This is a genomic window from Pseudomonas syringae, from assembly GCF_021605415.1.
Lineage (GTDB): Bacteria > Pseudomonadota > Gammaproteobacteria > Pseudomonadales > Pseudomonadaceae > Aquipseudomonas > Aquipseudomonas syringae_S.
In genome coordinates this window covers 163,228-187,621 of the sequence record NZ_WKEQ01000001.1, presented here as the reverse complement: position 1 = coordinate 187,621, position 24,394 = coordinate 163,228, and the positions used below count along the sequence as shown (strand labels likewise).

General features: G+C 58.5%; 28 protein-coding genes and 1 pseudogene. 13 read left to right on the top strand and 16 right to left on the bottom strand.

Going from position 1 to position 24,394, the window contains the following annotated elements; genetic code table 11:
• Positions 1–40: 40 nt before the first annotated feature.
• Positions 41–1,201 (bottom strand): Do family serine endopeptidase AlgW, encoded by a 1,161-nt coding sequence (algW, locus tag GIW69_RS00865; RefSeq protein WP_236480266.1) that lies wholly within the window; start codon positions 1,199–1,201, stop codon positions 41–43.
• Between the two features lie 103 nt (positions 1,202–1,304).
• Here algW and GIW69_RS00860 point away from each other — a divergent pair, with 103 nt between their 5' ends.
• The 4 genes and pseudogenes from GIW69_RS00860 to cysN all read left to right on the top strand — a co-directional run bounded on the left by GIW69_RS00860 (position 1,305) and on the right by cysN (position 5,629).
• Positions 1,305–2,063 (top strand): Nif3-like dinuclear metal center hexameric protein, encoded by a 759-nt coding sequence (locus tag GIW69_RS00860; protein WP_236480265.1) that lies wholly within the window; start codon positions 1,305–1,307, stop codon positions 2,061–2,063.
• 250 nt (positions 2,064–2,313) lie between these two features.
• On the top strand, positions 2,314–3,231 hold the full coding sequence (cysD, locus tag GIW69_RS00855) for a sulfate adenylyltransferase subunit CysD (RefSeq protein ID WP_236480264.1): 918 nt from the start codon (positions 2,314–2,316) through the stop codon (positions 3,229–3,231).
• A gap of 103 nt (positions 3,232–3,334) precedes the next feature.
• Positions 3,335–3,677 (top strand): annotated as a pseudogene (locus GIW69_RS00850) (four helix bundle protein).
• Positions 3,678–3,730: 53 nt separating this feature from the next.
• Complete coding sequence (cysN, locus tag GIW69_RS00845) at positions 3,731–5,629, top strand: sulfate adenylyltransferase subunit CysN (protein ID WP_236480263.1); 1,899 nt, start codon at positions 3,731–3,733, stop codon at positions 5,627–5,629.
• Positions 5,630–5,750: 121 nt separating this feature from the next.
• On the opposite strand, the gene yihG is transcribed toward cysN, so the two are convergent.
• Genes yihG through GIW69_RS00830 form a run of 3 tightly spaced genes read right to left on the bottom strand, consistent with a single transcriptional unit; the run spans position 5,751 to position 9,125 of the window.
• Positions 5,751–6,656: a 1-acylglycerol-3-phosphate O-acyltransferase, YihG family gene (gene yihG, locus GIW69_RS00840; protein ID WP_236480262.1), complete on the bottom strand. Its 906-nt coding sequence runs from the start codon at positions 6,654–6,656 to the stop codon at positions 5,751–5,753.
• Positions 6,657–8,756: a phosphate acetyltransferase gene (gene pta / locus GIW69_RS00835; RefSeq protein WP_236480261.1), complete on the bottom strand. Its 2,100-nt coding sequence runs from the start codon at positions 8,754–8,756 to the stop codon at positions 6,657–6,659.
• A 60-nt stretch (positions 8,757–8,816) separates the two neighbouring features.
• Positions 8,817–9,125 carry a DUF3565 domain-containing protein gene (locus GIW69_RS00830; RefSeq protein WP_236480401.1) on the bottom strand — a complete coding sequence of 103 codons (309 nt, stop codon included), beginning with the start codon at positions 9,123–9,125 and terminating at the stop codon, positions 8,817–8,819.
• Here GIW69_RS00830 and GIW69_RS00825 point away from each other — a divergent pair.
• The 3 genes from GIW69_RS00825 to GIW69_RS00815 all read left to right on the top strand — a co-directional run bounded on the left by GIW69_RS00825 (position 9,124) and on the right by GIW69_RS00815 (position 11,501).
• The gene (locus GIW69_RS00825; RefSeq protein WP_236480260.1) at positions 9,124–9,609 is read left to right on the top strand and encodes an FKBP-type peptidyl-prolyl cis-trans isomerase; all 486 of its coding nucleotides are present in this window, start codon (positions 9,124–9,126) and stop codon (positions 9,607–9,609) included. The two genes, GIW69_RS00830 and GIW69_RS00825, sit on opposite strands and share 2 nt — an antisense overlap.
• Before the next feature lie 123 nt (positions 9,610–9,732).
• Positions 9,733–10,215, top strand: a complete 483-nt coding sequence (locus GIW69_RS00820) for a glutathione peroxidase (RefSeq protein WP_236480259.1) — start codon at positions 9,733–9,735, stop codon at positions 10,213–10,215.
• Positions 10,216–10,397: 182 nt separating this feature from the next.
• Positions 10,398–11,501 (top strand): NADH:flavin oxidoreductase, encoded by a 1,104-nt coding sequence (locus tag GIW69_RS00815; RefSeq protein WP_236480258.1) that lies wholly within the window; start codon positions 10,398–10,400, stop codon positions 11,499–11,501.
• A 110-nt stretch (positions 11,502–11,611) separates the two neighbouring features.
• On the opposite strand, the gene GIW69_RS00810 is transcribed toward GIW69_RS00815, so the two are convergent.
• On the bottom strand, positions 11,612–12,808 hold the full coding sequence (locus GIW69_RS00810) for a glycosyltransferase family 4 protein (protein WP_236480257.1): 1,197 nt from the start codon (positions 12,806–12,808) through the stop codon (positions 11,612–11,614).
• A gap of 40 nt (positions 12,809–12,848) precedes the next feature.
• Complete coding sequence (cysZ, locus tag GIW69_RS00805) at positions 12,849–13,601, bottom strand: sulfate transporter CysZ (protein ID WP_236480256.1); 753 nt, start codon at positions 13,599–13,601, stop codon at positions 12,849–12,851.
• A 302-nt stretch (positions 13,602–13,903) separates the two neighbouring features.
• Here cysZ and trxB point away from each other — a divergent pair, with 302 nt between their 5' ends.
• A complete protein-coding gene (gene trxB / locus GIW69_RS00800; RefSeq protein ID WP_236480255.1) occupies positions 13,904–14,866 on the top strand; it encodes a thioredoxin-disulfide reductase in 963 nt (320 codons plus the stop codon).
• 78 nt (positions 14,867–14,944) lie between these two features.
• On the opposite strand, the gene GIW69_RS00795 is transcribed toward trxB, so the two are convergent.
• From GIW69_RS00795 to GIW69_RS00770, 6 genes are all read right to left on the bottom strand, one after another.
• A complete protein-coding gene (locus GIW69_RS00795; RefSeq protein ID WP_236480254.1) occupies positions 14,945–15,283 on the bottom strand; it encodes a HopJ type III effector protein in 339 nt (112 codons plus the stop codon).
• On the bottom strand, positions 15,276–15,572 hold the full coding sequence (locus tag GIW69_RS00790; protein ID WP_236480253.1) for a DUF1244 domain-containing protein: 297 nt from the start codon (positions 15,570–15,572) through the stop codon (positions 15,276–15,278). Before GIW69_RS00790 ends, GIW69_RS00795 begins: the two co-directional genes overlap by 8 nt.
• 109 nt (positions 15,573–15,681) lie before the next feature.
• Positions 15,682–16,053, bottom strand: coding sequence for a dihydroneopterin triphosphate 2'-epimerase (gene folX, locus GIW69_RS00785; RefSeq protein WP_090281808.1), 372 nt, complete (start codon positions 16,051–16,053; stop codon positions 15,682–15,684).
• 2 nt (positions 16,054–16,055) lie between these two features.
• Positions 16,056–16,616: a GTP cyclohydrolase I FolE gene (folE, locus tag GIW69_RS00780; RefSeq protein ID WP_236480252.1), complete on the bottom strand. Its 561-nt coding sequence runs from the start codon at positions 16,614–16,616 to the stop codon at positions 16,056–16,058.
• A gap of 22 nt (positions 16,617–16,638) precedes the next feature.
• On the bottom strand, positions 16,639–17,349 hold the full coding sequence (folM, locus tag GIW69_RS00775; protein ID WP_236480251.1) for a dihydromonapterin reductase: 711 nt from the start codon (positions 17,347–17,349) through the stop codon (positions 16,639–16,641).
• 117 nt (positions 17,350–17,466) lie between these two features.
• Positions 17,467–18,036: an antibiotic biosynthesis monooxygenase gene (locus GIW69_RS00770; protein WP_236480250.1), complete on the bottom strand. Its 570-nt coding sequence runs from the start codon at positions 18,034–18,036 to the stop codon at positions 17,467–17,469.
• 213 nt (positions 18,037–18,249) lie between these two features.
• Here GIW69_RS00770 and GIW69_RS00765 point away from each other — a divergent pair, with 213 nt between their 5' ends.
• Positions 18,250–19,209, top strand: a complete 960-nt coding sequence (locus GIW69_RS00765) for a MerR family transcriptional regulator (protein WP_236480249.1) — start codon at positions 18,250–18,252, stop codon at positions 19,207–19,209.
• Between the two features lie 3 nt (positions 19,210–19,212).
• Here GIW69_RS00765 and GIW69_RS00760 read toward each other — a convergent pair whose 3' ends face one another.
• Together GIW69_RS00760 and GIW69_RS00755 are read right to left on the bottom strand one after the other, a co-directional pair.
• A complete protein-coding gene (locus tag GIW69_RS00760; protein ID WP_236480248.1) occupies positions 19,213–19,818 on the bottom strand; it encodes a hypothetical protein in 606 nt (201 codons plus the stop codon).
• 54 nt (positions 19,819–19,872) lie between these two features.
• Positions 19,873–20,349: a PAS domain-containing protein gene (locus GIW69_RS00755; protein ID WP_236480247.1), complete on the bottom strand. Its 477-nt coding sequence runs from the start codon at positions 20,347–20,349 to the stop codon at positions 19,873–19,875.
• Between the two features lie 150 nt (positions 20,350–20,499).
• Between GIW69_RS00755 and GIW69_RS00750 the strand changes: the two genes are divergently transcribed.
• From GIW69_RS00750 to GIW69_RS00735, 4 genes are all read left to right on the top strand, one after another.
• Positions 20,500–20,955: a flavodoxin gene (locus GIW69_RS00750; RefSeq protein ID WP_236480246.1), complete on the top strand. Its 456-nt coding sequence runs from the start codon at positions 20,500–20,502 to the stop codon at positions 20,953–20,955.
• A 174-nt stretch (positions 20,956–21,129) separates the two neighbouring features.
• The gene (locus GIW69_RS00745) at positions 21,130–21,912 is read left to right on the top strand and encodes a class II aldolase/adducin family protein (RefSeq protein WP_236480245.1); all 783 of its coding nucleotides are present in this window, start codon (positions 21,130–21,132) and stop codon (positions 21,910–21,912) included.
• A complete protein-coding gene (locus GIW69_RS00740; protein WP_236480244.1) occupies positions 21,912–22,814 on the top strand; it encodes an alpha/beta fold hydrolase in 903 nt (300 codons plus the stop codon). Before GIW69_RS00745 ends, GIW69_RS00740 begins: the two co-directional genes overlap by 1 nt.
• A 183-nt stretch (positions 22,815–22,997) precedes the next feature.
• Positions 22,998–23,909, top strand: coding sequence for an SDR family oxidoreductase (locus GIW69_RS00735; protein ID WP_236480243.1), 912 nt, complete (start codon positions 22,998–23,000; stop codon positions 23,907–23,909).
• A gap of 44 nt (positions 23,910–23,953) precedes the next feature.
• Here GIW69_RS00735 and GIW69_RS00730 read toward each other — a convergent pair whose 3' ends face one another.
• A complete protein-coding gene (locus GIW69_RS00730) occupies positions 23,954–24,214 on the bottom strand; it encodes a hypothetical protein (protein ID WP_236480242.1) in 261 nt (86 codons plus the stop codon).
• Positions 24,211–24,345 carry a hypothetical protein gene (locus tag GIW69_RS26190; protein WP_268945707.1) on the bottom strand — a complete coding sequence of 45 codons (135 nt, stop codon included), beginning with the start codon at positions 24,343–24,345 and terminating at the stop codon, positions 24,211–24,213. Before GIW69_RS26190 ends, GIW69_RS00730 begins: the two co-directional genes overlap by 4 nt.
• Between the last annotated feature and the right edge of the window lie 49 nt (positions 24,346–24,394).

Genomic DNA, 24,394 nt, shown 5'->3' with positions numbered 1-24,394 from the left:
GCTCGCGAACAGCTTTATTGCGCAGTAGTTAATGACGAAGTTATTCTTCTTCCTTCTCTTTAACAGGTGCCGGCGGCGGACGCAGGCCGATTTCGGCGCTCAGTTTCAATTCTTTGCCATTGCGCATGACCTGAATCGTCACCTTGTCGGTCGGTTTGATCCGCGCGACCTGGTTCATCGAACGACGGCCATCGCCGGCCGGCTCACCATCGATACTCAAAATCACGTCACCCAGTTGCAGCCCGGCCTTTTGCGCCGGACCGTCACGGAAAATCCCCGCTACCACGATGCCCGGACGCCCGGACAAGCCAAACGATTCGGCCAGTTCCTGGGTCAGCGGTTGCACTTCGATGCCCAGCCAGCCACGAATCACCTGGCCATGCTCGATGATCGACTTCATCACTTCCATCGCCAGTTTCACCGGGATCGCGAAGCCGATGCCTTGCGAGCCGCCGGATTTGGAGAAGATCGCCGTGTTGATGCCAGTGAGGTTGCCGTTCGCGTCTACCAGCGCGCCACCCGAGTTGCCCGGGTTGATCGCCGCGTCGGTCTGGATGAAGTCTTCGTAGTTGTTCAGGCCCAATTGGTTGCGGCCGGTGGCGCTGATGATGCCCATGGTCACGGTCTGGCCGACGCCGAACGGGTTGCCGATGGCCAGCGCGACGTCGCCGATGCGGATATTGTCGGAGCGGCCGACGGTGATCGACGGCAGGGTTTTCAGATCGATCTTGAGTACCGCGAGGTCGGTTTCCGGGTCGCTGCCGATCACCCGGGCGAGTGTTTCACGGCCGTCCTTGAGCGCCACGACAATCTGGTCGGCGCCGCTGGTGACGTGGTTGTTGGTCAGGATGTAGCCTTCCGGGCTCATGATCACGCCGGAACCGAGGCTCGACTCCATGCGTTTCTGTTTCGGCGAGTTGTCACCGAAGAAGCGGCGGAACTGTGGATCTTCGAACAGCGGATGGTTCGGTTTGTTGATGACTTTAGTGGTGTACAGATTGACCACCGAGGGTGCGGCGATGGTTACCGCGTCAGCGTAGGACACCGGGCCCTGCTGGACGCTGGTGGTTTGCGGGGCCTGTTGCAGGTTGACGTCAAGGCTCGGCAACCCGACCCACTCGGGGTAACGCTGAATTATCAACAGAGCGATAAGCACACCGGCCAACAGCGGCCAGCCCATAAAACGCAGCGCCTTGAACATTAAGCTCGTCCTGGAAAAGTTGCAGGCGGGGTCAGACCGCCCATAATGTCGCGCATTATACGAGGCCGCGCGCGCCTCGGAACGGGATATTTAGGAGTCTTTCATGGCCGTCGCCTTGAGCACCCTGGTTGAAGAAGCCGACCGCTACCTCGCCAGTGCGAAAATCGCCGATTATTGCCCCAACGGTTTGCAGGTCGAGGGCCGTCCACAAGTGATGCGCATCGTCAGTGGCGTTACCGCCAGCCAGGCACTGCTTGATGCTGCTGTCGAGGCCGGAGCGGATTTGATTCTGGTGCACCACGGTTATTTCTGGAAAGGCGAGAACCCGTGCATCACCGGCATGAAGCAGCGTCGGTTGAAGACGCTGCTCAAGCATGACATCAGTCTCTTGGCCTATCACTTGCCGCTCGACCTGCACCCGGACGTCGGCAACAACGTGCAACTGGCGCGTCAGCTCGACATCACCGTCGAAGGGTCGCTGGATCCGGATAATCTGAAAGTTGTTGGCCTGGTCGGCTCGTTGAATGAGCCGATGATGCCACGCGATTTTGCCCGTCGCGTGCAGGAAATCATGGGCCGCGAGCCGTTGTTGATCGAAGGCAGTGGCCTCATTCGTCGGGTTGGTTGGTGCACGGGCGGCGGTCAGGGGTACATCGACCAGGCGATTGCGGCGGGCGTTGACCTTTATATAAGCGGCGAGGCGTCAGAACAGACGTTCCACAGCGCCCGCGAAAACGACATCAGCTTCATCGCCGCCGGTCATCACGCCACCGAGCGCTACGGCGTTCAGGCCTTGGGTGACTACCTGGCAAAGCGCTTCGCCGTCGAACACATCTTCATCGACTGCCCGAATCCCATTTGAATCCAGCACAAATCCTAGTGGGAGCCAGCCTGCTCGCGAATACGATTTACGCTTCAATACATTGCTGCCTGACACGACGCTTTCGCGAGCAGGTCCGATCCCACATTGGATGCCTTCGCCCAAACAGGCAGGCATATTCATATACTCTTTCGATCTAGTTGGCGTCCTGATTAGAAGAGGTTGCTGTGCTAGGATTCCTCGCTCGAACACGGCCCGCTGGCCGTTCATAAGAAAGCTTTCGTGAGTAGCCATGGTCGACAAACTGACGCATCTGAAACAGCTGGAGGCGGAAAGCATCCACATCATCCGCGAGGTGGCCGCCGAGTTTGATAACCCGGTGATGCTGTACTCCATCGGTAAAGACTCCGCCGTGATGCTGCACCTGGCACGCAAGGCGTTCTTCCCGGGCAAACTGCCGTTTCCGGTGATGCACGTCGACACCCGGTGGAAATTCCAGGAGATGTACAGCTTCCGCGACAAAATGGTCGAAGAGCTGGGCCTGGACTTGATCACGCACATCAACCCTGACGGCGTGGCACAAAACATCAATCCGTTCACCCACGGCAGCGCCAAGCACACCGACATCATGAAAACCGAGGGCCTCAAACAGGCACTCGACAAACATGGTTTCGACGCAGCATTCGGCGGCGCCCGCCGCGATGAAGAGAAGTCCCGCGCCAAAGAGCGCGTGTACTCGTTCCGCGACAGCAAGCACCGCTGGGATCCGAAAAACCAGCGTCCAGAGCTGTGGAACGTCTACAACGGCAAGGTCAACAAGGGCGAATCCATCCGTGTGTTCCCTTTGTCGAACTGGACCGAGCTGGACATCTGGCAGTACATCTACCTTGAAGGCATCCCGATCGTACCGCTGTATTTCGCCGCCGAACGCGACGTGATCGAGAAGAACGGCACGCTGATCATGATCGACGACGAGCGCATCCTCGAACACCTGTCCGACGAAGACAAAGCGCGCATCGTCAAAAAGAAAGTGCGTTTCCGTACCCTTGGCTGCTACCCGTTGACGGGCGCGGTGGAGTCCGAAGCCGAGAGCCTGACGGACATCATTCAGGAAATGCTCCTGACGCGAACTTCCGAGCGCCAGGGCCGTGTCATCGACCACGATGGCGCAGGCTCGATGGAAGACAAAAAACGTCAAGGGTACTTTTAAGCTTCTAGTTACAAGCGGCAAGCTGCAAGTTAGAGGCGGTATGCGTAGCTTTGTGGTTTGGCGCTTGCAGCCTGTGCTGTGAGCCGGCATCGGAATACTCGTAATGGACTTCGAGAAACTGATCGTTTGGCAGCGAAGCAAGTGTTTGGCGGTGGGGATTTATAAAGAGTTTGCGCGATGTGGGGGATTTTGGATTCAAGGATCAAATCACCCGTTCAGCGCTGTCAGTACCCTCCAACATTGCCGAAGGCATGGAGCGTTGCAGCAATAAAGAGAAAGTTCGATTTCTCTGGATTGCAAAGGCTTCCAACGCGGAGCTACGCACGCAGATCATCATCGGTCGAGACATTGCTTACATCGCAGACCCGCTGGCTGAAAATTGGATTATGGAAACCCGAGAGCTCTCCAAGATGCTGGGCGGGCTGATCAACAAAATTTCTGACTAGCTGTACGCCGACAAGCTTGCCGCTTGAAGCTTACAGCTCGGAGCTTGAATGCAATGAGCCACCAATCTGATTTGATCAGCGAGGACATCCTCGCCTACCTGGGCCAGCACGAACGTAAAGAGCTGCTGCGCTTTTTGACTTGCGGCAACGTCGATGACGGTAAGAGCACCCTGATCGGGCGCCTGCTGCACGACTCGAAAATGATCTACGAAGATCACCTCGAAGCCATTACCCGCGACTCGAAAAAAGTCGGCACCACCGGTGAAGACATCGACCTGGCATTGCTGGTCGACGGCCTGCAGGCCGAGCGTGAACAGGGCATCACCATCGATGTCGCTTACCGCTATTTCTCTACCGCCAAGCGCAAATTCATCATCGCCGACACTCCTGGCCATGAGCAGTACACCCGCAACATGGCCACCGGTGCGTCCACCTGTGACCTGGCGATCATCCTGGTCGACGCCCGTTACGGCGTGCAGACCCAGACCCGTCGCCACAGCTTTATCGCCTCGTTGCTCGGCATCAAACACATCGTCGTCGCCATCAACAAGATGGACTTGAAAGACTTCGATGAAGGCGTGTTCGAGTCGATCAAGGCCGACTACCTGAAGTTCGCCGAAGGCTTGAAAATGAAGCCGACGAGCATGCACTTCGTGCCGATGTCCGCCCTCAAAGGCGACAACGTGGTGAACAAGTCCGAGCGCTCGCCGTGGTACACCGGCCAGTCGCTGATGGAAATTCTTGAGACCGTGGAAGTGGCGGGCGACCGTAACTTCACCGACCTGCGTTTCCCGGTGCAGTACGTCAATCGTCCAAACCTGAACTTCCGCGGTTTTGCCGGCACCCTGGCCAGCGGCATCGTGCACAAGGGCGACGAAGTCGTGGTGTTGCCGTCGGGCAAGAGCAGCCGTGTGAAGTCCATCGTCACCTTCGAAGGTGAGCTGGAGCATGCAGGCCCGGGTCAAGCGGTGACGCTGACCATGGAAGACGAAATCGACATCTCCCGTGGCGACCTGTTGGTGCATGCCGACAACGTGCCACCGGTCACCGACAGCTTCGAAGCGATGCTGGTGTGGATGGCTGAAGAACCGATGCTGCCGGGCAAGAAATACGACATCAAACGCGCCACTAGTTACGTGCCGGGCTCGATTGCCAGCATCGTCAACAAGGTCGACGTCAATACCCTTGAAGAAGGCCCGGCGAGCGCGTTGCAGCTTAACGAGATCGGCAAGGTCAAGATCGCGCTCGACGCGCCGATTGCCCTCGATGGTTATGAGAGCAACCGCACCACCGGCGCGTTCATCATCATCGACCGTTTGACCAACGGCACTGTCGGCGCTGGCATGATCGTCGCGCAGCCTGTAACCCATGGTTCCGCGACGCATCACGGCAAACTGGCGCACGTTGCCACCGAAGAACGCGCCGCGCGTTTTGGTCAGCAACCGGCAACCGTGCTGTTCAGCGGTTTGTCGGGCGCGGGCAAGAGCACGCTGGCGTATGCGGTTGAGCGCAAGTTGTTCGACATGGGCCGTTCGGTGTTTGTGCTGGACGGTCAGAACCTGCGTCACGACCTGAACAAAGGTCTGCCGCAGGATCGCGCCGGACGTACCGAGAACTGGCGTCGTGCTGCACATGTGGCGCGTCAGTTCAACGAAGCGGGTCTGCTGACCCTGGCAGCGTTCGTTGCACCGAGCTCGGAAGGTCGCGAGCAGGCCAAGGACCTGATCGGCAAGGATCGTCTGCTGACGGTTTATGTGCAGGCTTCGCCGACCGTGTGCGCCGAGCGCGACCCGCAAGGGCTGTACGCCGCAGCCGGCGACAACATTCCGGGCGAATCCTTCCCGTACGACGTGCCGCTGGACGCCGATCTGGTGATCGACACCCAGGCACTGTCGCTGGAAGAAAGCGTCAAGCAAGTGCTGGAATTGTTGCGCAAGCGTGGGGCGATATAAGGCCCCTGCAGCGATAAGCTTTTAGCTTGGCGCTGCAAGAAAAACCCGCTGGTGAGTGATCATCAGCGGGTTTTTTTTGGTTTCGTGATCATTCCCACGCGGAGCATGGGAACGATCAGTGTCAGCGGCGTGCCGGATGCTCGCGGTGTATCTGTTCCAGCAGCGCATCCTTGTCCTGCCACATCTGGTTGATCCAGCCCTGGAACAGCAGGCGGTATTCGCCGTCCTGGTCGTAGTTCTTGCCGATGAACTGCGGCGGGATCTTCAGTTCTTCGAAGTGCACGACCACATCTCGCACATTCCCGCACAGCAAGTCCCAGAAACCGGGACGGCCCCCTGGGTAGTGAATGGTCACGTTGACGATCGACTCCAACTGTTCACCCATCGCATCCAGCACAAACGCGATGCCACCGGCCTTGGGCTTGAGCAGGTATTTGAACGGCGATTGCTGTTGCGCGTGCTTGCCAGGCGTGAAGCGCGTGCCTTCGACAAAATTGAAAATACCCACCGGATTGTTGCGAAACTTCGCGCAGGTCTTGCGGGTGGTTTCCAGATCCTTGCCTTTTTTCTCCGGGTGCTTTTCCAGGTATGCCTTGGAGTAGCGCTTCATGAACGGAAAGCCCAGCGCCCACCAGGCCAGCCCGATCACCGGCACCCAGATCAGCTCTTGCTTGAGAAAGAACTTCAGCGGCTGAATCCGTCGGTTGAGCACGTATTGCAGCACCAGAATATCGACCCAGCTCTGGTGGTTGCTGGTGATCAGATACGAGTGCTGATAGTCCAGACCTTGCAGGCCGCTGACGTGCCAGCGTGTTCGGCGCACCAGGTTCATCCAGCCTTTGTTGTTGCTGATCCAGGCTTCATGGGTGTGGCTCATCAGCCAGAGCGCCAGGCGTTGGGTGAGGGCAAACGGCAGCGCTTTGATCAGCGCCACGCAAAACAGAAACGAGCACAGCAAAATCGTATTCAGTGCCAGCAACAGTGCGGCGATGACGCCGCGTAACGAGGCGGGAAGGAAGTCCAGCATTTACACATCCATAGGTCGGTTGGCGGCTTGAATCGCCGTCAAGGCGATGGTGTACACGATGTCGTCGACCTGCGCGCCGCGCGGCAAATCATTCACCGGTTTGCGCAGACCTTGCAGCATCGGGCCGAGGCTGACGCAATCGGCGCTGCGCTGCACGGCTTTGTGGGTGGTGTTGCCGGTGTTCAAATCGGGGAACACAAACACCGTGGCGCGACCGGCGACCTGGCTGTTCGGCGCCAGTTGCCGGGCGACGTCTTCATTGGCGGCCGCGTCGTACTGCAACGGGCCGTCGATCAGCAGCGAGTGCTGTTGCTCGTGGGCGAGCAGGGTGGCCTCGCGGACTTTCTCGACCTCTTCACCACTGGCCGATTCGCCGCTCGAATAGCTGATCATCGCCACGCGCGGGGTGATGCCGAACGCGGCAGCCGAGTCGGCGCTTTGCAGGGCGATCTCGGCCAGTTCGGTGGCGCTTGGATGCGGATTCATCACGCAGTCGCCGTACACCAGCACTTCTTCCGGAAACAGCATGAAGAACACCGACGACACCAGCGTGCAGCCCGGCGCCGTTTTAATCAGCTGCAGGGCCGGGCGGATGGTGTTGGCCGTGGAGTGAATGACGCCTGACACCAGCCCGTCGACCTCATCCAGCGCGAGCATCATGGTGCCGATCACCACCGTGTCTTCCAGTTGCTGCTCGGCCATCGGCGCATTAAGACTTTTCGATTTGCGCAAGGCCACCATCGGCTCGATGTAGCGTTCGCGGATCAGATCCGGATCGAGGATTTCCAGTCCCGGCGGCAATTCGATGCCTTGGGCGCGGGCGACGGCTTGCACGTCCTCCGGTTTCGCCAGCAGCACACAACGGGCGATGCCCCGGGCCTGGCAGATAGCGGCGGCTTGCACGGTCAGCGGCTCGCTGCCTTCGGGCAAAACGATGCGTTTGTTGGCGCCCTGGGCGCGCTGGATCAATTGATAGCGGAACACGGCGGGCGACAGGCGCATCTCGCGCGGCGTGCCGCAGCGTTGGTGCAGCCAGCGGGCATCGAGGTGGCTGGCGACGAAATCGGTGATGATTTCGGCGCGCTCGCGGTCATCGATCGGAATCTCTTTGTTCAGGCCGTTGAGCTGGTTGGCGGTCTCGTAGGAACCGGTGCTCACCGACAACACCGGCAAGCCGGCCTGTAATGCGCCTCGGCACAGATCCATGATGCGCGGGTCGGGCAGGGTGTCGCTGGTCAGCAGCAGGCCCGCCAGTGGTACGCCGTTCATTGCCGCGAGGCTGACGGCGAGGATGATGTCGTCGCGATCCCCCGGCGTCACCACCAGCACGCCGGGCTTGAGCAGTTCGACGGTGTTGCGCATGGTGCGCGCGCAAATGATGATTTTGCTCATGCGCCGGGTTTCATAGTCGCCGGCATTGAGCACTTGGGCGCCCATCAGATCGGCGACATCGCGGGTGCGCGGGGCGTTGAGTTCAGGCTGGAACGGGATGCAGCCGAGCAGGCGAAAATCGCCGCTGCGCAACAACGGAGAGTGATCTTTCAGGCGCGTAGCAAAGGCGTCCATGCTCTCTTCGGTTTTCACCTTGTTGAGAATTACGCCGAGGACTTTCGGGTCTTTTGGACCACCGAACAATTGCGCCTGCAACTCGACGCGGCCGGACAATTCGGTCAGCACTTCGTTTTCCGGTGCCGAGACCAGAATCACTTCGGCATCGAGGCTTTTGGCCAAGTGCAGATTCACTCGGGCGGCGTAACTGGCGCTGCGGGTAGGCACCATGCCTTCGACGATCAGCACGTCTTTGCCGACAGCCGCTTGCTGATAAAGGGTGATGATTTCTTCAAGCAGCTCGTCGAGCTGACCATCGCCGAGCATGCGTTCGACGTGGGCCAGGCCCAGTGGCTGCGGCGGTTTCAAGCCGTGCGTGCGGGCCACCAGCTCGGTGGAGCGCTCGGGTCCGGTGTCGCCCGGGTGCGGCTGGGCAATGGGTTTGAAGAAGCCGACTTTCAGGCCGGCGCGCTCCAGTGTTCGCACCAGCCCGAGGCTGATGGAGGTCAGGCCCACGCCAAAATCGGTGGGTGCGATAAAAAAAGTCTGCATGCGGATTCTCTAAGGGTGCATGGCAAAGGTGAACGCCTATGGCTGGCCTTCTACCGAAATTCAGTCGCCAAGGTTAGCGCTAACCGAGCCTTGTGCGCACCAACCGCACGCAAAGGGTTGGCCAATTTTTTCAAGACGTTGCGCCGGATCCAGCACCCACGCCCGAGACTGCCACGGCGGTTGGTGGCGCAGGTGCTGGGTATGGCCGCAGGACAGCTCGGCGACCCAGTGTCCATCCTCATCCTGATGGAAACCGGTGATCGTCGCGGGCGCCAATCGACCCCGTCTGTCTGGGTTGTGTTCGCTTTCGGGCAAATCCTTGTTTAGACTTGTCCATTCTTCATTCTTATGCAAAAGGTCTCGCCCCATGCTGATCGCCGCCAATAAGGCTGTCTCCATCGACTATACCCTGACCAACGACGCCGGTGAGGTCATCGACAGCTCCGCCGGCGGCGCGCCGCTGGTCTACCTGCATGGCGCAGGCAACATCATTCCAGGTCTGGAAAAAGCCCTGGAAGGCAAAACCGAAGGCGACGAGCTGACTGTAGCCGTCGAACCTGAAGACGCTTATGGCGAATACGCCGCTGAACTGGTCAGCACCCTGAGCCGCAGCATGTTCGAAGGTGTTGATGAACTGGAAGTCGGCATGCAGTTCCACGCGTCGGCGCCGGACGGCCAGATGCAGATCGTGACCATCCGTGACCTGGACGGCGACGACGTCACCGTTGACGGCAACCACCCATTGGCCGGTCAGCGCCTGAACTTCCAGGTGAAAGTCATCGCGATCCGTGATGCCAGCCAGGAAGAAGTCGCACATGGCCACGTCCATGGTGAAGGCGGCCATCAGCACTGATTTTCTGCGCTAAGCTTTCGAGTACTGGAGAGGCGCCCGAGGGCGCCTTTTTAGTCCGCGGCTGTCCTTGGTCGTCTCGCCAAGTGGCTGTTTCGAGTAGAAAACGGGAATCTGGAGTTCGTCATGAGTGCTTTTCACGACCTTAAATTGACAGCCCTGGATGGTCAGCCACTACCGCTGGCGCCCTTCAAGGGAAACGTCGTGCTGGTGGTCAATGTCGCGTCCAAATGCGGCCTGACACCACAGTACGCGGCACTGGAAAACCTTTATCAGCAATATAAGGATAAGGGCTTCAGCGTGCTGGGCTTGCCGTGCAATCAGTTTGCGGGGCAGGAGCCGGGCTCGGAGAAGGACATCCAGGAATTCTGTAGCCTCAACTATGGCGTGAGTTTTCCGTTGTCGAGCAAACTCGAAGTCAACGGCCACGACCGTCATCAGCTCTACCGTTTGCTGGCGGGCGAGGGTGCGGAATTTCCTGGGGATATCACCTGGAATTTCGAGAAGTTTCTATTGGGCAAGGATGGACGCGTGCTGGCGCGTTTTTCACCGCGCACGGCGCCGGATGATCCGACGGTGATTCAGGCCATCGAGAAAGCGTTGGGCTGACGTTTTACCAAGATCAAAAGATCGCCGCCTGCGGCAGCTCCTGCACCGATTCGTGTTGGGCTGCTGCGGGCTGCGATCTTTTCGTTTTTGATCCTTAATCACCAAAATGAATAATGCTGTTCATCAGCGTCGGGCATCCATATTATCACCGTCATAAAGCTATTCCCTGTGGAGCTTCCGCGATGCCCGTCCAAGCCTTGTTCAAACCGTTCCGCCTCGGCGCTTTCGAACTGCCGACCCGCGTGGTCATGGCGCCAATGACCCGCTCGTTCTCTCCCGGCGGCGTACCCAACTCCAAGGTCATTGAATATTATCGTCGTCGCGCGGCGGCCGGCGTGGGCTTGATCATTACTGAAGGCACCACAGTCGGTCACCAGGCCTCCAATGGTTACCCGAACGTGCCGCACTTCTACGGCGATGCGGCGTTGGCCGGCTGGAAAAAAGTCGTCGATGCCGTTCACGCTGAAGGCGGCAAGATTGTCCCGCAACTGTGGCACGTCGGCAGCGTTCGTCGCATCGGCACCGAACCTGACGCCAGCGTGCCGGGTTACGGCCCGTCGGAAAAACTCAAGGACGGTCAGGTCGTGGTGCACGGCATGACCCGACAAGACATCCAGGAAGTGATCGCCGCGTTCGCCCAAGCGGCGAAAGATGCACAGAGCATTGGCATGGACGGCGTCGAGATTCACGGCGCCCACGGTTATCTGGTCGACCAGTTTTTCTGGGAAGGCAGCAACCAGCGCACCGACGAGTACGGCGGCAGCTTGGCCAATCGTTCACGATTCGCCATTGAATTGATTCAGGCTGTGCGTGCGGCGGTCGGTGAAGGCTTCCCGATCATTTTTCGTTTCTCCCAATGGAAGCAGCAGGATTACACCGCGCGTCTGGTGCAGAGCCCGGAGGCATTGGGCGAATTTCTCAAGCCGTTGTCTGACGCCGGTGTGGACATTTTCCACTGCTCGACGCGGCGTTTCTGGGAGCCTGAGTTCGAAGTCTCCGACCTGAACCTGGCGGGCTGGACGCGCCAACTCACCGGCAAGCCAACGATTACCGTCGGCAGCGTAGGGCTGGACGGCGAGTTCCTGCAGTTCATGGTCAACACCGACAAGGTTGCGCAGCCGGCCAGTCTGGAAAAACTGCTGGAGCGTCTGAATAAGGAGGAGTTCGATCTGGTCGCCGTGGGCCGTGCCCTACTCGTCGATCCGGACTGGGCGTCGAAAGTGCGTGAAGGTCGTGAACAGGATATTTTGCCGTTCAGCCGCGAGGCGTTGATGACGCTGGTTTAAGCGGCAACCTCCAAAAAGCTATCGCGAGCAGGCTCGCTCCTACAGTGGTTTTGTATACGACGTAAATCACTGTAGGAGCCTGCTCGCGATGGCGTCCTCCATGACGGCAATCAGGGCAGCGTTTGTGCAGTCGGCACTCCCTGCACCCCCATACACGCCCCGCGCAAATGCCCTTCAAATTGCTCAATGATCGCCGCCCATCCTTGGCGACTCGCATGCTGTCGTGCATTGAGCCTCATGCAGCGCAAGGTTTCGTCCTCTTCCAGCAGCCACGTCGCCGCCTCGCAAAACGCCTCTTCATCGCCGGGCATCGCGAGCACGCCGCTGTAGCCATGGCGAATATGTTGCCCCGCCGCAGCCTGATCGTAAGCCACCACGCCAAGCCCCGATGCCAGCGCCTCCAGCACCCCATTGCCGAAGGTTTCGGTGAGGCTGGGAAACACAAACACATCCCCGGACGCATAGTGCGCCGCCAGGGCTTCCCCGCGTTGCGCACCGCAGAAAATCGCCTCTGGCATTTCCTTTTCAAGCGTCAGCCGTTGCGGGCCTTCGCCGACCACGATCAATTTCAGATTGCGCTGTGGATAAGTGCTGCGCAGCTTTTCGAAGCAGCGCTTGAGCAGGCCGAGGTTTTTTTCGTGGGCGAGTCTTCCGACATGAATCACGGCGATATCGCGCTCGCACAATCCCCATTGCTCACGCAGGGCATTCAGGCGCTTGGCCGGGTGAAACAACTGGCTGTCGACGCCGCGAGATAGCAGGGCCAGCCGCTCGAAATGCCGGCGCTCCAGTTCCTTTTGCTGGCTGACACTCGGCACCAGCGTCACCGCCGAGCGATTGTGGAACCAGCGCAAATAATGAGTAAGCAGGCGCGTCAGCAACCCCAGGCCGTATTGGCTGGTGTACTGCTGAAAATTGGTGTGAAAGCCGCTCACCACCGCGATCCCCAGCCGTCGCGCCGCGCGCAATGCTGACAGACCCAGTGGCCCTTCGGTGGCGATGTACAGCACGTCCGGACGCTGGCGTTTCCAGCGGCGCAGCAATTTGTGCATCGACGACTGGCCCCATTGTAAGCCTGGATAGCCGGGCAACGGCCAGCCTCGGCAAAGCATCAGGGAGCCATCGCTGAATGGCGAGTCGCCGACCTGACGTGGTCGCACGAGTTCGACTTGGTGGCCGCGTGAGCGCAAACCCTCGCACAAGCGGCCGAGGGTATTGGCCACGCCGTTGATTTCAGGTGGGAAGGTTTCGGTGATCAGGGTGATATGCAGGGCGGTCGTCATGGCTTCAGTGTCGGTTGAAGCCATGTCGCCCATGTGACCTTTGGATGACGGATTTGTGAAGCGCTCAGCGCTGGGGCACGAGGCTCTCGGCACCCCGCTCACGCACCCAGAACAACGTCGCCCCGGCCACCGCCGCCGGCATCATCAGGATGTTGACCACCGGAATCAACAGCACCAGATAAACGATCCCGCCGAAACTCATGCTCTGCCAGCGCTTCTGGCGCAGCCAGGCGAGCATCTCGTTCCAGCCCAGTTTGTGGTTGTCCGCCGGGTAGTCGATGTACTGGATCGCCATCATCCAGACCCCGAACAGCAGCCACAGCGGCGCGGCAATGATGTTGACCACCGGAATGAACGACAGGATGAACAGGCCGATGGCCCGAGGCAGGAAGTAGCCGAGCTTGCGCATTTCTCGCGCCAGGGTGCGGGGAACCATCGCGACGAGCTCACCCCAACTGAAGGCCGGGAAATCATCGGTGCCGCGCACCACCACTTCGACTTTTTCCGCGAGAAATCCGTTAAAGGGCGCGGCGATGACGTTGGCCAGCATCGTGAAGGTGAAAAATACCATCAGCAGCACCAGCACGACGAACAGCGGCCACAAGATATAACTCAAAAAACCGAGCCATTCGGGCAGCGACGGCATTAAGGTGTCGACCCACAGGCTGAACTGATGGCCGGCCAGATAGATTAAACCGACGAACAGCACGAGGTTTATCGCCAACGGCAGCAGCACGAACAAACGCAGGCTGGGGCTGAGTACAAGTTTCAGGCCTTCGCGCAGGTATTGCGGGCCGGACAGGACGGGGGCGGGCATAGAGTGCTCCGAGCAGAGGGAAAACGCGCCGACCTTACCGACTTTACAAAAGGGGCGAAAGCGCGGCGGGCGTATCGACATTCACTGTAACAAAGACCCTTGTCTTGTCAGCCTGTCGGCATAGAGACCGCCTATAAGCTGGATTGTTAAACCGTATTTCCTTAATCTTGCCCCCCTCGATACGCTGCACCCAACTTTTTACAGGACTGTCGAACCCAAGCCCTTCCCCAAGAGCTTTGAACGGTCCTTTTTTATTTCCGCCGACAGCCCGTTATTTCAGGTCGGTCAACAGGAGCAGGTTCATGTCTGAAGTCCGTCATTCGCGAGTGATCATCCTCGGTTCCGGCCCTGCCGGTTACAGCGCCGCCGTCTACGCCGCCCGTGCCAACCTCAAGCCGCTGCTGATTACCGGCATGCAGGCCGGCGGTCAGCTGACCACCACCACCGAAGTCGACAACTGGCCAGGCGACGTGCACGGCCTGACCGGCCCGGTGCTGATGGAACGGATGCGCGAACACGCCGAGCGTTTTGAAACCGAGATCGTTTTCGATCACATCAACGCGGTGGATTTTGCTTCCAAGCCCTACAGCCTGACCGGTGACAGCGGCACCTATACGTGCGATGCCCTGATCATCGCCACCGGCGCCAGCGCCCGTTACCTGGGCCTGCCGTCGGAAGAAGCGTTCATGGGCAAAGGCGTTTCGGCCTGCGCGACCTGCGACGGTTTCTTCTATCGCAACAAGCCTGTGGCTGTTGTCGGCGGCGGCAACACCGCCGTCGAAGAAGCGCTGTACCTGGCCAACATCGCCAGCACCGTGACCCTGGTTCACCGTCGCGAAACCTTCCGCGCCGAAAAGATCCTGATCGACAAGCTGAACGCTCGCGTGGCTGAAGGCAAAATCATCCTGAAGCTGAATTCGACCCTGGACGAAGTGCTGGGTGACAACATGGGCGTTACCGGTGCTCGCCTGAAGAACAATGATGGCAGCTTCGACGAACTGAAAGTCGACGGTGTGTTCATCGCCATCGGCCACACCCCGAACACCTCGCTGTTCGAAGGTCAGTTGACGTTGAAAGACGGTTACCTAGTGGTTCACGGCGGCCGTGAAGGCAACGCGACCGCGACCAGCGTCGAGGGCATCTTTGCTGCCGGTGACGTGGCGGACCACGTTTACCGTCAGGCGATCACCTCGGCCGGCGCCGGTTGCATGGCGGCACTGGACACCGAGCGTTACCTGGACGGTCTGCAGAACGCTTCGTTCTAAGATCTCAGAAATGAAAAAAAACCGGCTTCGGCCGGTTTTTTGTGTCACCAATTTGTAGGGGCTGGGTACGGCTGAAATTTACCGGCGAGTCAGCGGTTGGGCGGTGAACTTCACCCCAGCCAGCCCGTGGGCGATCAACGCGCGAATATTGCCGTGCTCGCTGCCTTCAGGCGTCGCCACCACCGAGCGGTAATGCTCGCCAAACGCCAGCAACGCTTCGTCGTCGCTCAAGCCTTCCAGCAGCGCCAGACCCAGGGTCTTGCACGATCCTTCATTCTGCCCGGCGGCGTTCTCTACGCCACCGTTGTTGAACGCCTGAGGCTGATAGTCATAACCGGCGGCGATGAACGCCAGGGTGTCGGCGAAAGCATGTTCGCCGCTGTTGAGGCTGGCGCGCAGGGTGTTCAGATCACTCATCGGGTTTTCCTTTGGCAAACGCCGCTTGTTGTTCGGCGCTGGCTTCTTGCTGAAATTGGGCTTTCCACTCGGCGTACGGCATGCCGTAAACCACTTCGCGGGCATCGTCGAGGCTGACCTCGATCTGGCGCTCGTCGGCCGCTGCCTTGTACCACTTGGACAGGCAATTGCGGCAGAAACCGGACAGGTTCATCAGGTCGATGTTCTGCACATCCTTGCGGCTGTCCAGATGGGCGACGAGCCGGCGGAAAGCGGCGGCTTCAAGTTCGAGGCGTTGTTGCTCGGTCATGGAAGGTCTCTGTGAGACAGCTTCAAGCAGATAGCTTCAAGCTGAAAGATGGGAGGCGGTGCGGCGAAGTTTACTGCTTGGCGCTCGAAGCTTGAAGCTTGCAGCTGCCTCAGCGGCTTGCCGCGAGCGTAATCGATACCGATTCGGCGAATCGCAGTGCATGCGGTTTGTCGACTTCGACTTCGGCGTAAAGCACCGATTCATTGGTCATCACCAGATCCAGCAGCTCCTGGGTCAGGCGTTCAAGCAAGGCGAAGCGGTTGCCTTCGACGTGGGCGATGATCGCCTTGGTGATCGTGCGGTAATTGAGCGCATGGTCGATGTCGTTGTCGCGCACGGCTTCTTGCGCGGCGTACAGGATGGTGAGGTTGATCAGCACATCCTGCTTGTTGAGGATTTCGTCCTCGTTGATTCCGATAAAGGTGCGCAGGCGCAAATCCTTGACCCGGATACGCGCCATTCCCGGTTGAAGTTGTGGCATTGCTACTTGCTCCGTCCAATCAATTGCAGGAACTCCTGACGGGTGTTGCTCGAATCGCGAAAGGCGCCAAGCATCACCGAGGTGTTCATGGTCGAGTTCTGTTTTTCAACACCGCGCATCATCATGCACATGTGCTTTGCTTCGATGACCACCGCGACGCCGGCGGCATGGGTCACTTCCTGCACGGCGTCGGCGATTTGTCGCGTGAGGTTCTCCTGGATCTGCAGGCGTCGGGCGAACATGTCCACCAACCGCGCGATCTTCGACAATCCCAGCACTTTGCCCGTCGGAATATAAGCCACATGGGCCTTGCCAATGAAGGGCAGCAGGTGATGTTCGCACAGCGAATACAGCTCAATGTCGGCGACGATGATCATTTCATCGGTATCGGAGTCGAATAAAGCGCCGTTGACGATCTCTGCAACGCTTTGTTCATAACCATGACACAGATACTGCATGGCTTTGGCCGCACGAACCGGGGTGTCGCGCAATCCTTCGCGATCAGGGTTTTCGCCCAGGTCAACGAGGATTTCACGGTAATGCTGGGGCAGGGTAAGCGACATGGAAAATCCTCGCGGGGCGGCGTTATTTGACGTGCCGTCCGCCGTTGACGGTCAGGGTTGTACCGGTGACATAGGGGTTGTCGAGCAAATAGCGCAGGCTGTGATAAAACACTTCGCTGCCGGGCTCGATGCCCAGTGCGGATTTGGCCAGCGCTTTGGCACGGTACGCCGCGTCGTCGTCGGGATTGAACAATAGCAGGGCAGGCGCGATACCGTTGACCTTGATGTCGGGCGCATAGCGAGCGGCGAAGGACAGGGTCAGGCTGTCGAGCCCGGCTTTGCTCGCGCAATAACCGATGTGTTTGCTGCTGCCCTTGCGGGTGACGTCGTCACTGATGTGTACGATGTCCGCCGGCGTCGAGCGTTTAAGCAGGTCGGCGCAATGCAGATTGATCAGGTAGGGGGCGAGCATGTGAACATTGACCATGCGACTGAATGCTTCGGCTTCGTTGCCCGGCGATTCCGCCAGCCATTCAGAAGCGTTGTGCACAACGGCGCGCAGGCTGTCGGTGCGGATTTTCAGTTCATCGATAAAGGCGAGGATGCCGGCCTCATCGGAGAAATCCGCGTGAAGGGCGATGGCACCGAGATCGCGCAGCGTTTGCACGCCCGGACGCTCGCTGCGGTAGGTGAAGATCACACGGTGGCCGTCTTCCAGCAGACGCCGCGCGCAGTGCAGGCCAACACGTTGGCCGGCACCGGTGATGAGGATCGGGGCGGAAGACTGGGTCATGTATGGCTCGCGTCGCAGTTCGAGGAAAAACTATAACAGCGACGGGCCAGAAAAAGCCCCTACAGGGCATCGCCCATTCCCATGTAGGAGCTGTTGAGTGAAACGAGGCTGAGATCTTTACCTGTTTTGTGACACAGCTTCAGCAGATAATCGCCTGGCCGGCGTACTGTGCAGCCAGTTGGCCAGCAGCCGCGTTGACAGCGGAATAAACAGGTAAACCATCAACGGCGTCAGACACAAGGTGCTGATGAATACGCGCGGCAGCAGGCTCATGTCACCGAGCAGCGGGCCCAGGACAAAGTTGAACAACAGCGATACAGGAAAAAACGCCAGCCAGATGGCCACGGCTTGTTTCCAGCGCGGTGGTCGCTGATCGGTCGCGCCGAACCAGCCTTCGATGCCGCTGACGCGGTGTTCGGTCGGATGGGCAAACAGGTCACTGCCTCGGGCCAGCCACGCAGTGCGTGACGCCGAATGCTCCCAGGCGTGCAGGGTCTGCTCATCGACAAAACGGAATATGATCTGGAATTCGTCATCATCGGGTGGCGGCGCTAGCACGCCAGAGCCGAGATAGCCGGGAAAGTCGGTAGCCAGTTGCTCGCCTTCGCGCAGCCAGGCGATCAGATCCTGATAGCGACCATCGGCGACGCGACGTGCAACCATCAGCGTGACGGGGGAAGTAGACATTGTGTATCTCCGTATTTCAAGCGCGTCTCTCCGGGTAGGAAATTCGCCATACGCAGCGCCGGGGTAAAGGGCTGCGCTTTGAACAAGCAAGGATTATTCCGTAATTTCGCGAATATGCCAGTGACTTTGGTCGATTGATCGCTGCTTGCTTGTCTACTGCACATAGGCGTTAGAATGGGATCCAATTATTTTGAAAGGGAGAGTACCTGCACGATGCCTGTTTTGACGGATCCTGCCCAGATATTGCGGGCGCCTGGCACGCTGGAGCGCGAGGAGCTTTTCCCTATTCGTGAGGTCGCGCGACTCACCGGCGTCAACCCGGTCACGCTGCGGGCATGGGAGCGGCGTTATGGTTTGATCGTTCCGACGCGAACCGAAAGCGGGCATCGGCTGTATTCAATGACCGATATCGAGCGTGTTCGCAGCATTCTCGACTGGATCGATCGTGGGGTCGCGGTCAGTAAAGTTGGTAAGATCCTGGCCAAAATCGAACCGCTGAAAGTGCTCTCGCATTACATCCCCGATGATCTGGTACAGGCCGATTATCTGGAGTGGCAGTTGCAGATTCAGCGCGCGGTCAGTTCATTTGATGATGTCGAGCTGGATCGGGTTTATGGCCAGGTTTTTTCCTCGTATCCACTGACCGTTGTCTTTCAAGACATCCTTATGCCGTTCTGGCGCCAGTTGTTGCAGCGACAGGATGCTTTCGGGCAAACCAGCGAGTGGCTGTTTTTCGATGATTTCCTGCGAATGCGGGTGCTGCAGCGGATCATCATGATGCGCGGTTCCCGTCCTCGAAACGTGATTGTCAGCGCATTGTCCAGCCAATGCCGTGAGCTTGAACTGCTAGTCGCCGCGCTGTTTTTAAGTGGCAATGATTCCGGCGTACGCGTATTGACCACCGGCCAGCCGTTCGACGAACTCACGCTGATTTGCGAAAAAATCAAGCCTCAAGTTCTGGTGCTGTTTTCCAATCATGTGCCGACTCCGGACATGCCAAAACGCTTGAAACGTCTGGCATTGAGTCTGGATTGTCAATTATTGCTGGCGGGCGATGCGTCTGATCTGGCGCAAGAGTCTTTCGCGGGTTCGTCGATCGGATGTCTAGGCAATGAAGGCGTATTGATGCGTCAGCGCCTGACGCAATTCATGGCGGGCAGCCTGAATACCTGAAACTCAGCTATGGACAGCGGGATGAGTGAGGCGATGTTGTTGCAGAATGAACTGACGCAGACGTTCGGTTTCATCGCTGTCGCTCTGGCTCAGTTCGTAGGCGTAGAAGCCGTGCTCGGTTTCACGCTCGAACGTGCCGCGCAGGGAAATCCGCTCATAACCTGAAGGACTGAACCACAGGGCAAAATGCTTTGGCGGCTTGGTCTTGTTGCGCACTTCCAGCAGCACACCCTTGTGTGACACCTCATGCACCCAAAGCACGCCGGGCTGACCTTTGGCGTTTTCCAGCGCCACCGGTTCTTCGAGCACCAGGCGCCATGGCCGCACCATCGGCCCATCTTCGTAGATGCTCGGTACGCCCAGACGTAAATGCAGGGCGTGGAACTCGTCTTCTACCAGATGCAGCGGGAAGGTCATTTGCTGATTTTCGAAGTTGGCCTGGATAGTGACCTGCTCATGAGCAGCAAGGCGCGTGAGCAAATCCCGAATCTGCGAGCCACCGTTGACGAGCAGGCTCGATGTCGCATCCCGCACATTCAGTTGCGGGTTGTGCTGCATGGTCTGGATGAAATCCAGCTCGTCCTGTGTCAGAAGGGTGTCACGCTGCATGGCAAACTCGAAGTGATTAGTTACAAAGTCAGTGGTGATTGTAGTTAATGACAATTAGTTCGCAGTTTTGTTTGCACCGTTCGTCGCTTTACATGCAGCCAGCTCGGCTTCCAGCGCTGCAACCCTTGATTCCAGCTGCGCCACACGCTGCTGAGCCTTGACCTGAACGGTCACATCTTTTTGCACGCCGATGAAATACGTTTGCCCGTCATCAGCGTTTTTTACCGTTGAAAGCGACAGCTCGTTCCAGAATGGCGTGCCATCCTTGCGGTAATTACGCAAAACCTCCCGGCATGAACCGTTTTTGCTCAATGCCTCTCGAATCAGCGTAAGGCTTTGCTGATCCCGATCGCCTGCCTGAAGAAAGCGGCAGTCCTGATACAGGATTTCCTCGCTGCTATAGCCCGTCATGCGCTCGAAAGCGGGATTCACGTAAATAAGGATGTTGTCGTTCTCACCTTCTCTTTCTGCCACGACGATGCCGTCGTTCGACGCGTTGATCACCAGTTGCAGAAGGTTGGCGCTGATCATTTGCGAATCACTTTATGGTTGTAGTGCCTGGCATTCTAAAAGATCGCCGGGCGCTGTCTACTGGCCATTAGCGCCGTTGAGAGCCAATCGCAACATTGTGTCTTCGGCTGCTACAATCGCCGCTCTTTTTTCCGTTTCAGGATCAGATTGATGAAAGTCGCCATCCTCTCCGGCTCGGTGTACGGCACCGCCGAAGAAGTCGCTCGTCACGCCCAGAACCTGTTGAAAGACGCCGGTTTTGAAATCTTTTACAACGCCCGCGCCAGCCTTGCCGATCTGCAAGCGTTTGCCCCCCAAGCGCTTCTTGCGGTGACCTCGACCACCGGGATGGGTGAACTGCCTGACAATCTTCAGCCGTTGTATTCGTCAATCCGCGATCAGCTGCCGGCTGCCTGGCGTGGCTTGCCGGGCGCGGTCATTGCGCTGGGCGATGCCAGTTACGGCGACACCTTCTGCGGCGGTGGCGAGCAGATGCGTGAGCTGTTCGAAGAGCTGGGCGTGCGTGAAGTGCAGGACATGCTGCGTATCGACGCCAGCGAAAGCGTCACCCCGGAAACCGACGCCGAGCCTTGGCTGGCGCAATTGATCGAAACGCTCAAGGGTTGACCGCGTGCTCGTTGCCGCGCTCGATGAGCGCGGCAACGCTTGAAATGAATCCGGACCACCTTTATTGCTGACTCGTTCAGTCATCAAGCTGGCTGCCAATGCAACTACGCGAATCGGAGAGGCTGACTAGACTGCTGACAGGTGCAAAACAATAAGAACGCAGAGGTGCATACAGTGAGCGTAGCCCCCGTCCAACCGTCCCTTAATGTCAAAGACCAGGTCAGTGCTGCGGAGTGGCAGGCCCGCGTCGATCTCGCCGCCTGCTATCGACTGGTCGCGCTGCATGGCTGGGATGATCTGATCTTCACTCACATTTCCGCCAAGGTGCCCGGCACCGAAGACTTCCTCATCAACCCGTTCGGTTTGATGTTTCATGAGATCACCGCTTCGAGCCTGGTGAAGGTCGATCAGAGCGGCAAAAAACTCATGGACAGCCCTTACGAAATCAATCCCGCCGGTTACACCATCCACAGTGCCGTCCACGAAGTGCGTCACGACGTGGTGTGCGTGCTGCATACCCATACCGCGTCCGGCGTGGCCGTGTCGGCGCAAAAGCAGGGCGTGCTGCCGATCAGCCAGCAGTCGTTGTTTGTGCTGTCCAGTCTTGCTTATCACGCCTACGAAGGTGTGGCGCTGAACCATGAGGAGAAGGCGCGTTTGCAGGCGGACCTTGGCGACAACAGTTTTCTGATGTTGCACAACCACGGCCTGCTGACCTGCGGCGGCACGATTGCCGATACCTTCCTGATGATGTTCACCTTTCAGCGTGCCTGCGATATTCAGGTAATGGCGCAAACCGGCGGTGCTGAGCTGATCGCCATCGAACCGCAGATTCTGGCGGGCGCCAAACAAATGATTGCCGGCGTCACCAAAAGCGCCCAAGGCATGGGAGGCGCGCTGGCCTGGCCGGCGCTGCTGCGCAAACTCGATAAACAAGACCCGGGGTTCAGACTCTAATGCCCCTCGCCGAGATTCCGCTCAGCGTCTGGCGCAAACACGGCCAGACCTTCGACTTCCGTGGCCACGCGATCCGTTACTGGACGGCCGGGCAGGGCGAGCCATTGTTGCTGATCCACGGTTTTCCGACCGCCAGTTGGGATTGGCATTACTTGTGGCAACCGCTGACCCAGCGCTACCGGGTGATCGCCTGCGACATGCTCGGCTTCGGCGATTCGGCCAAACCGACGGATCACACGTATAGCCTGTTGGAACAAGCCGATCTGCAACAAGCCTTGCTCGCGCATCTGCGCCTGGAACAACCGGTGCACATTTTCGCTCACGATTATGGCGACAGCGTTGCCCAGGAATTGCTCGCGCGCCACTACGAAGGGCTGATCGACGTCGCCAGTTGCGTGTTTCTCAACGGTGGGTTGTTTCCGGAAACCCATCGGCCGGTGCTGATGCAAAAACTGTTGATGAGCCCGTTGGGCTGGATGATCGGTCGCGCTTTCAGCCGAGAGGGCATGGTCAAGAATTTCAGCCAGATCTTCGGCCCGCAGACGCGTCCGAGTGAAAGCGAGCTGGATGATTTCTGGAGCCTGATCGACAGCAATCGCGGCACCCGGATCATGCACAAGTTGATCAGCTACATTCCTGAACGGCGAGTGCAGCGTGATCGCTGGGTCGCCGCCATGCAGCGCGGTGAGATCCCGTTACGGGTAATTGATGGAGAAGTCGATCCAATCTCGGGCGCGCACATGGTCGAGCGTTATCGGCAACTCATTCCTGACCCTGACACCGTGCTGCTGCGCGGCATCGGCCACTACCCGCAGACTGAAGCGCCGGCTCAGGTACTCAAGCATTACTTGGAATTTCGCGACCAATATGTCTTGCCGCCACGCAAAGTGGCGTATTCCTGAAAAGATCGCAGCCGTCGGAATACACCCTGTAGCCGCTGCCGAAGGCTGCGATCTTTTGATTTCGCGTTCCATCATCCCCCCACCTTATCGCGCACCATTCAGCGCCAGCCGTATTCGTTGTGACCGAAACCCTCGTGCCTGACACTCGCAGCACTGTCCTCAGGCCTGCTGGAGTCACCCTCGATGAATGAATCTGTACGTTTCGAAGATAAAGTCGTGATCGTCACCGGCGCCGGTGGCGGCCTCGGTCGTGCCCACGCGCTGCTGTTCGCCAAGCAAGGCGCCAAAGTGTTGGTGAACGACCTCGGTGGCTCCGCCCAAGGCGAGGGCGCCAACGCATCCGCCGCTGACCGCGTGGTTGCGGAAATCCGCGAGGCCGGCGGCATTGCCGAAGCCAACCACGACTCCGTCACCGACGGCGACAAACTGGTGCAGAACGCCCTCGACAGGTTTGGCCGCGTCGACGTGGTGGTCAATAACGCCGGCATCCTGCGCGACAAGACCTTCCACAAAATGGACGACGCCGACTGGGATCTGGTTTACCGCGTCCACGTCGAAGGCGCCTACAAAGTCACCCGCGCCGCGTGGCCGCACATGCGCGAGCAAAACTATGGTCGCGTGATCTTCACCGCGTCGACCTCCGGAATCTACGGCAACTTCGGCCAATCCAACTACGGCATGGCCAAACTCGGCCTCTACGGCCTGACTCGCACCCTTGCCATCGAAGGCCGCAAGCACAACATCCTCGTCAACGCCATTGCCCCCACCGGTGGCACGCGCATGACCGAAGGCCTGATCCCGCCGCAAGTGTTCGAACAACTCAAACCGGAACTGGTCAGCCCGTTGGTGGTGTACCTCGCCAGTGAAAACTGCGAAGAAACCTCGGGCCTGTTCGAAGTCGGCGGTGGCTGGATGGGCAAGGTGCGCTGGGAACGCAGCCTCGGCGCCGGATTCGATCCGCGCGCGGGTTTCTCTCCGGAAGACGTCGCGGCCAACTTCCAGCAGATTTGCGACTTCGAGGGTGCGGCGCATCCGAAAGACAACATTGAAGCGCTGAAGGAAATGATGGCGAATTTGCAGAAGTATTCGTTGTAACCGGACAACGCCACCAGGGGGGATTCTGGTGGCGGGTCAGCGCTTTACACGTATCGGTTTTCAACCATGAACTTCGGTGGTTTCCAGTTGGGGCCTTTGATGGACAAACCATTCTCCCCACTGGCTAGAACACCCGTGGTCAATAGCCGCGTGTAAGCCCTTTCAAGCGCTCCGTATTCTTTAAGCATTTCGCTGTTGTGGAGCCTGATCATCATGTCCAGATGTGGATTGGATTTGAACAGTGCAAATACAGTGACAATGTCATCCAGGGTTTCATTTTTGATGATCTGTTCGATGCTGTTCATATCCACATTTCCTTCAGTAGACGCTTGTATTCAAGCTCATCTTGTTCAAGGGCGGCTTCCAGCGCCTCTGGCGTGTAAAGCAGACTTGGGTCGTCCTTCATTTTGAAATCTTCCAGCGTTGCTGTAGGCACATCTTTCCATGCAGGAGATTTTTTGATCCGGCATTTCGTTAGTGTTCTG

Excerpts from the sequence above, each read along its gene's own strand:
- GIW69_RS00755 (WP_236480247.1), bottom strand. The coding sequence starts at position 20,349 with ATGATCAGCGCCAACCTTCTGCAACTGGTGATCAACGCGTCGAACGAC.
- cysZ (WP_236480256.1), bottom strand. The coding sequence starts at position 13,601 with ATGCCCGCCCCCGTCCTGTCCGGCCCGCAATACCTGCGCGAAGGCCTG.
- GIW69_RS00740 (WP_236480244.1), top strand. The coding sequence starts at position 21,912 with ATGCCCCTCGCCGAGATTCCGCTCAGCGTCTGGCGCAAACACGGCCAG.
- GIW69_RS00795 (WP_236480254.1), bottom strand. The coding sequence starts at position 15,283 with ATGAGTGATCTGAACACCCTGCGCGCCAGCCTCAACAGCGGCGAACAT.
- folE (WP_236480252.1), bottom strand. The coding sequence starts at position 16,616 with ATGTCGCTTACCCTGCCCCAGCATTACCGTGAAATCCTCGTTGACCTG.
- GIW69_RS00810 (WP_236480257.1), bottom strand. The coding sequence starts at position 12,808 with ATGGCTTCAACCGACACTGAAGCCATGACGACCGCCCTGCATATCACC.
- GIW69_RS00860 (WP_236480265.1), top strand. The coding sequence starts at position 1,305 with ATGGCCGTCGCCTTGAGCACCCTGGTTGAAGAAGCCGACCGCTACCTC.
- trxB (WP_236480255.1), top strand. The coding sequence starts at position 13,904 with ATGTCTGAAGTCCGTCATTCGCGAGTGATCATCCTCGGTTCCGGCCCT.
- GIW69_RS00790 (WP_236480253.1), bottom strand. The coding sequence starts at position 15,572 with ATGACCGAGCAACAACGCCTCGAACTTGAAGCCGCCGCTTTCCGCCGG.
- pta (WP_236480261.1), bottom strand. The coding sequence starts at position 8,756 with ATGCAGACTTTTTTTATCGCACCCACCGATTTTGGCGTGGGCCTGACC.
- GIW69_RS00820 (WP_236480259.1), top strand. The coding sequence starts at position 9,733 with ATGAGTGCTTTTCACGACCTTAAATTGACAGCCCTGGATGGTCAGCCA.
- GIW69_RS00750 (WP_236480246.1), top strand. The coding sequence starts at position 20,500 with ATGAAAGTCGCCATCCTCTCCGGCTCGGTGTACGGCACCGCCGAAGAA.
- GIW69_RS00735 (WP_236480243.1), top strand. The coding sequence starts at position 22,998 with ATGAATGAATCTGTACGTTTCGAAGATAAAGTCGTGATCGTCACCGGC.
- algW (WP_236480266.1), bottom strand. The coding sequence starts at position 1,201 with ATGTTCAAGGCGCTGCGTTTTATGGGCTGGCCGCTGTTGGCCGGTGTG.
- cysN (WP_236480263.1), top strand. The coding sequence starts at position 3,731 with ATGAGCCACCAATCTGATTTGATCAGCGAGGACATCCTCGCCTACCTG.
- folM (WP_236480251.1), bottom strand. The coding sequence starts at position 17,349 with ATGACCCAGTCTTCCGCCCCGATCCTCATCACCGGTGCCGGCCAACGT.
- folX (WP_090281808.1), bottom strand. The coding sequence starts at position 16,053 with ATGCCACAACTTCAACCGGGAATGGCGCGTATCCGGGTCAAGGATTTG.
- GIW69_RS00825 (WP_236480260.1), top strand. The coding sequence starts at position 9,124 with ATGCTGATCGCCGCCAATAAGGCTGTCTCCATCGACTATACCCTGACC.
- GIW69_RS00730 (WP_236480242.1), bottom strand. The coding sequence starts at position 24,214 with ATGAACAGCATCGAACAGATCATCAAAAATGAAACCCTGGATGACATT.
- GIW69_RS00765 (WP_236480249.1), top strand. The coding sequence starts at position 18,250 with ATGCCTGTTTTGACGGATCCTGCCCAGATATTGCGGGCGCCTGGCACG.
- GIW69_RS00770 (WP_236480250.1), bottom strand. The coding sequence starts at position 18,036 with ATGTCTACTTCCCCCGTCACGCTGATGGTTGCACGTCGCGTCGCCGAT.
- yihG (WP_236480262.1), bottom strand. The coding sequence starts at position 6,656 with ATGCTGGACTTCCTTCCCGCCTCGTTACGCGGCGTCATCGCCGCACTG.
- GIW69_RS00760 (WP_236480248.1), bottom strand. The coding sequence starts at position 19,818 with ATGCAGCGTGACACCCTTCTGACACAGGACGAGCTGGATTTCATCCAG.
- GIW69_RS00830 (WP_236480401.1), bottom strand. The coding sequence starts at position 9,125 with ATGGGGCGAGACCTTTTGCATAAGAATGAAGAATGGACAAGTCTAAAC.
- cysD (WP_236480264.1), top strand. The coding sequence starts at position 2,314 with ATGGTCGACAAACTGACGCATCTGAAACAGCTGGAGGCGGAAAGCATC.
- GIW69_RS00815 (WP_236480258.1), top strand. The coding sequence starts at position 10,398 with ATGCCCGTCCAAGCCTTGTTCAAACCGTTCCGCCTCGGCGCTTTCGAA.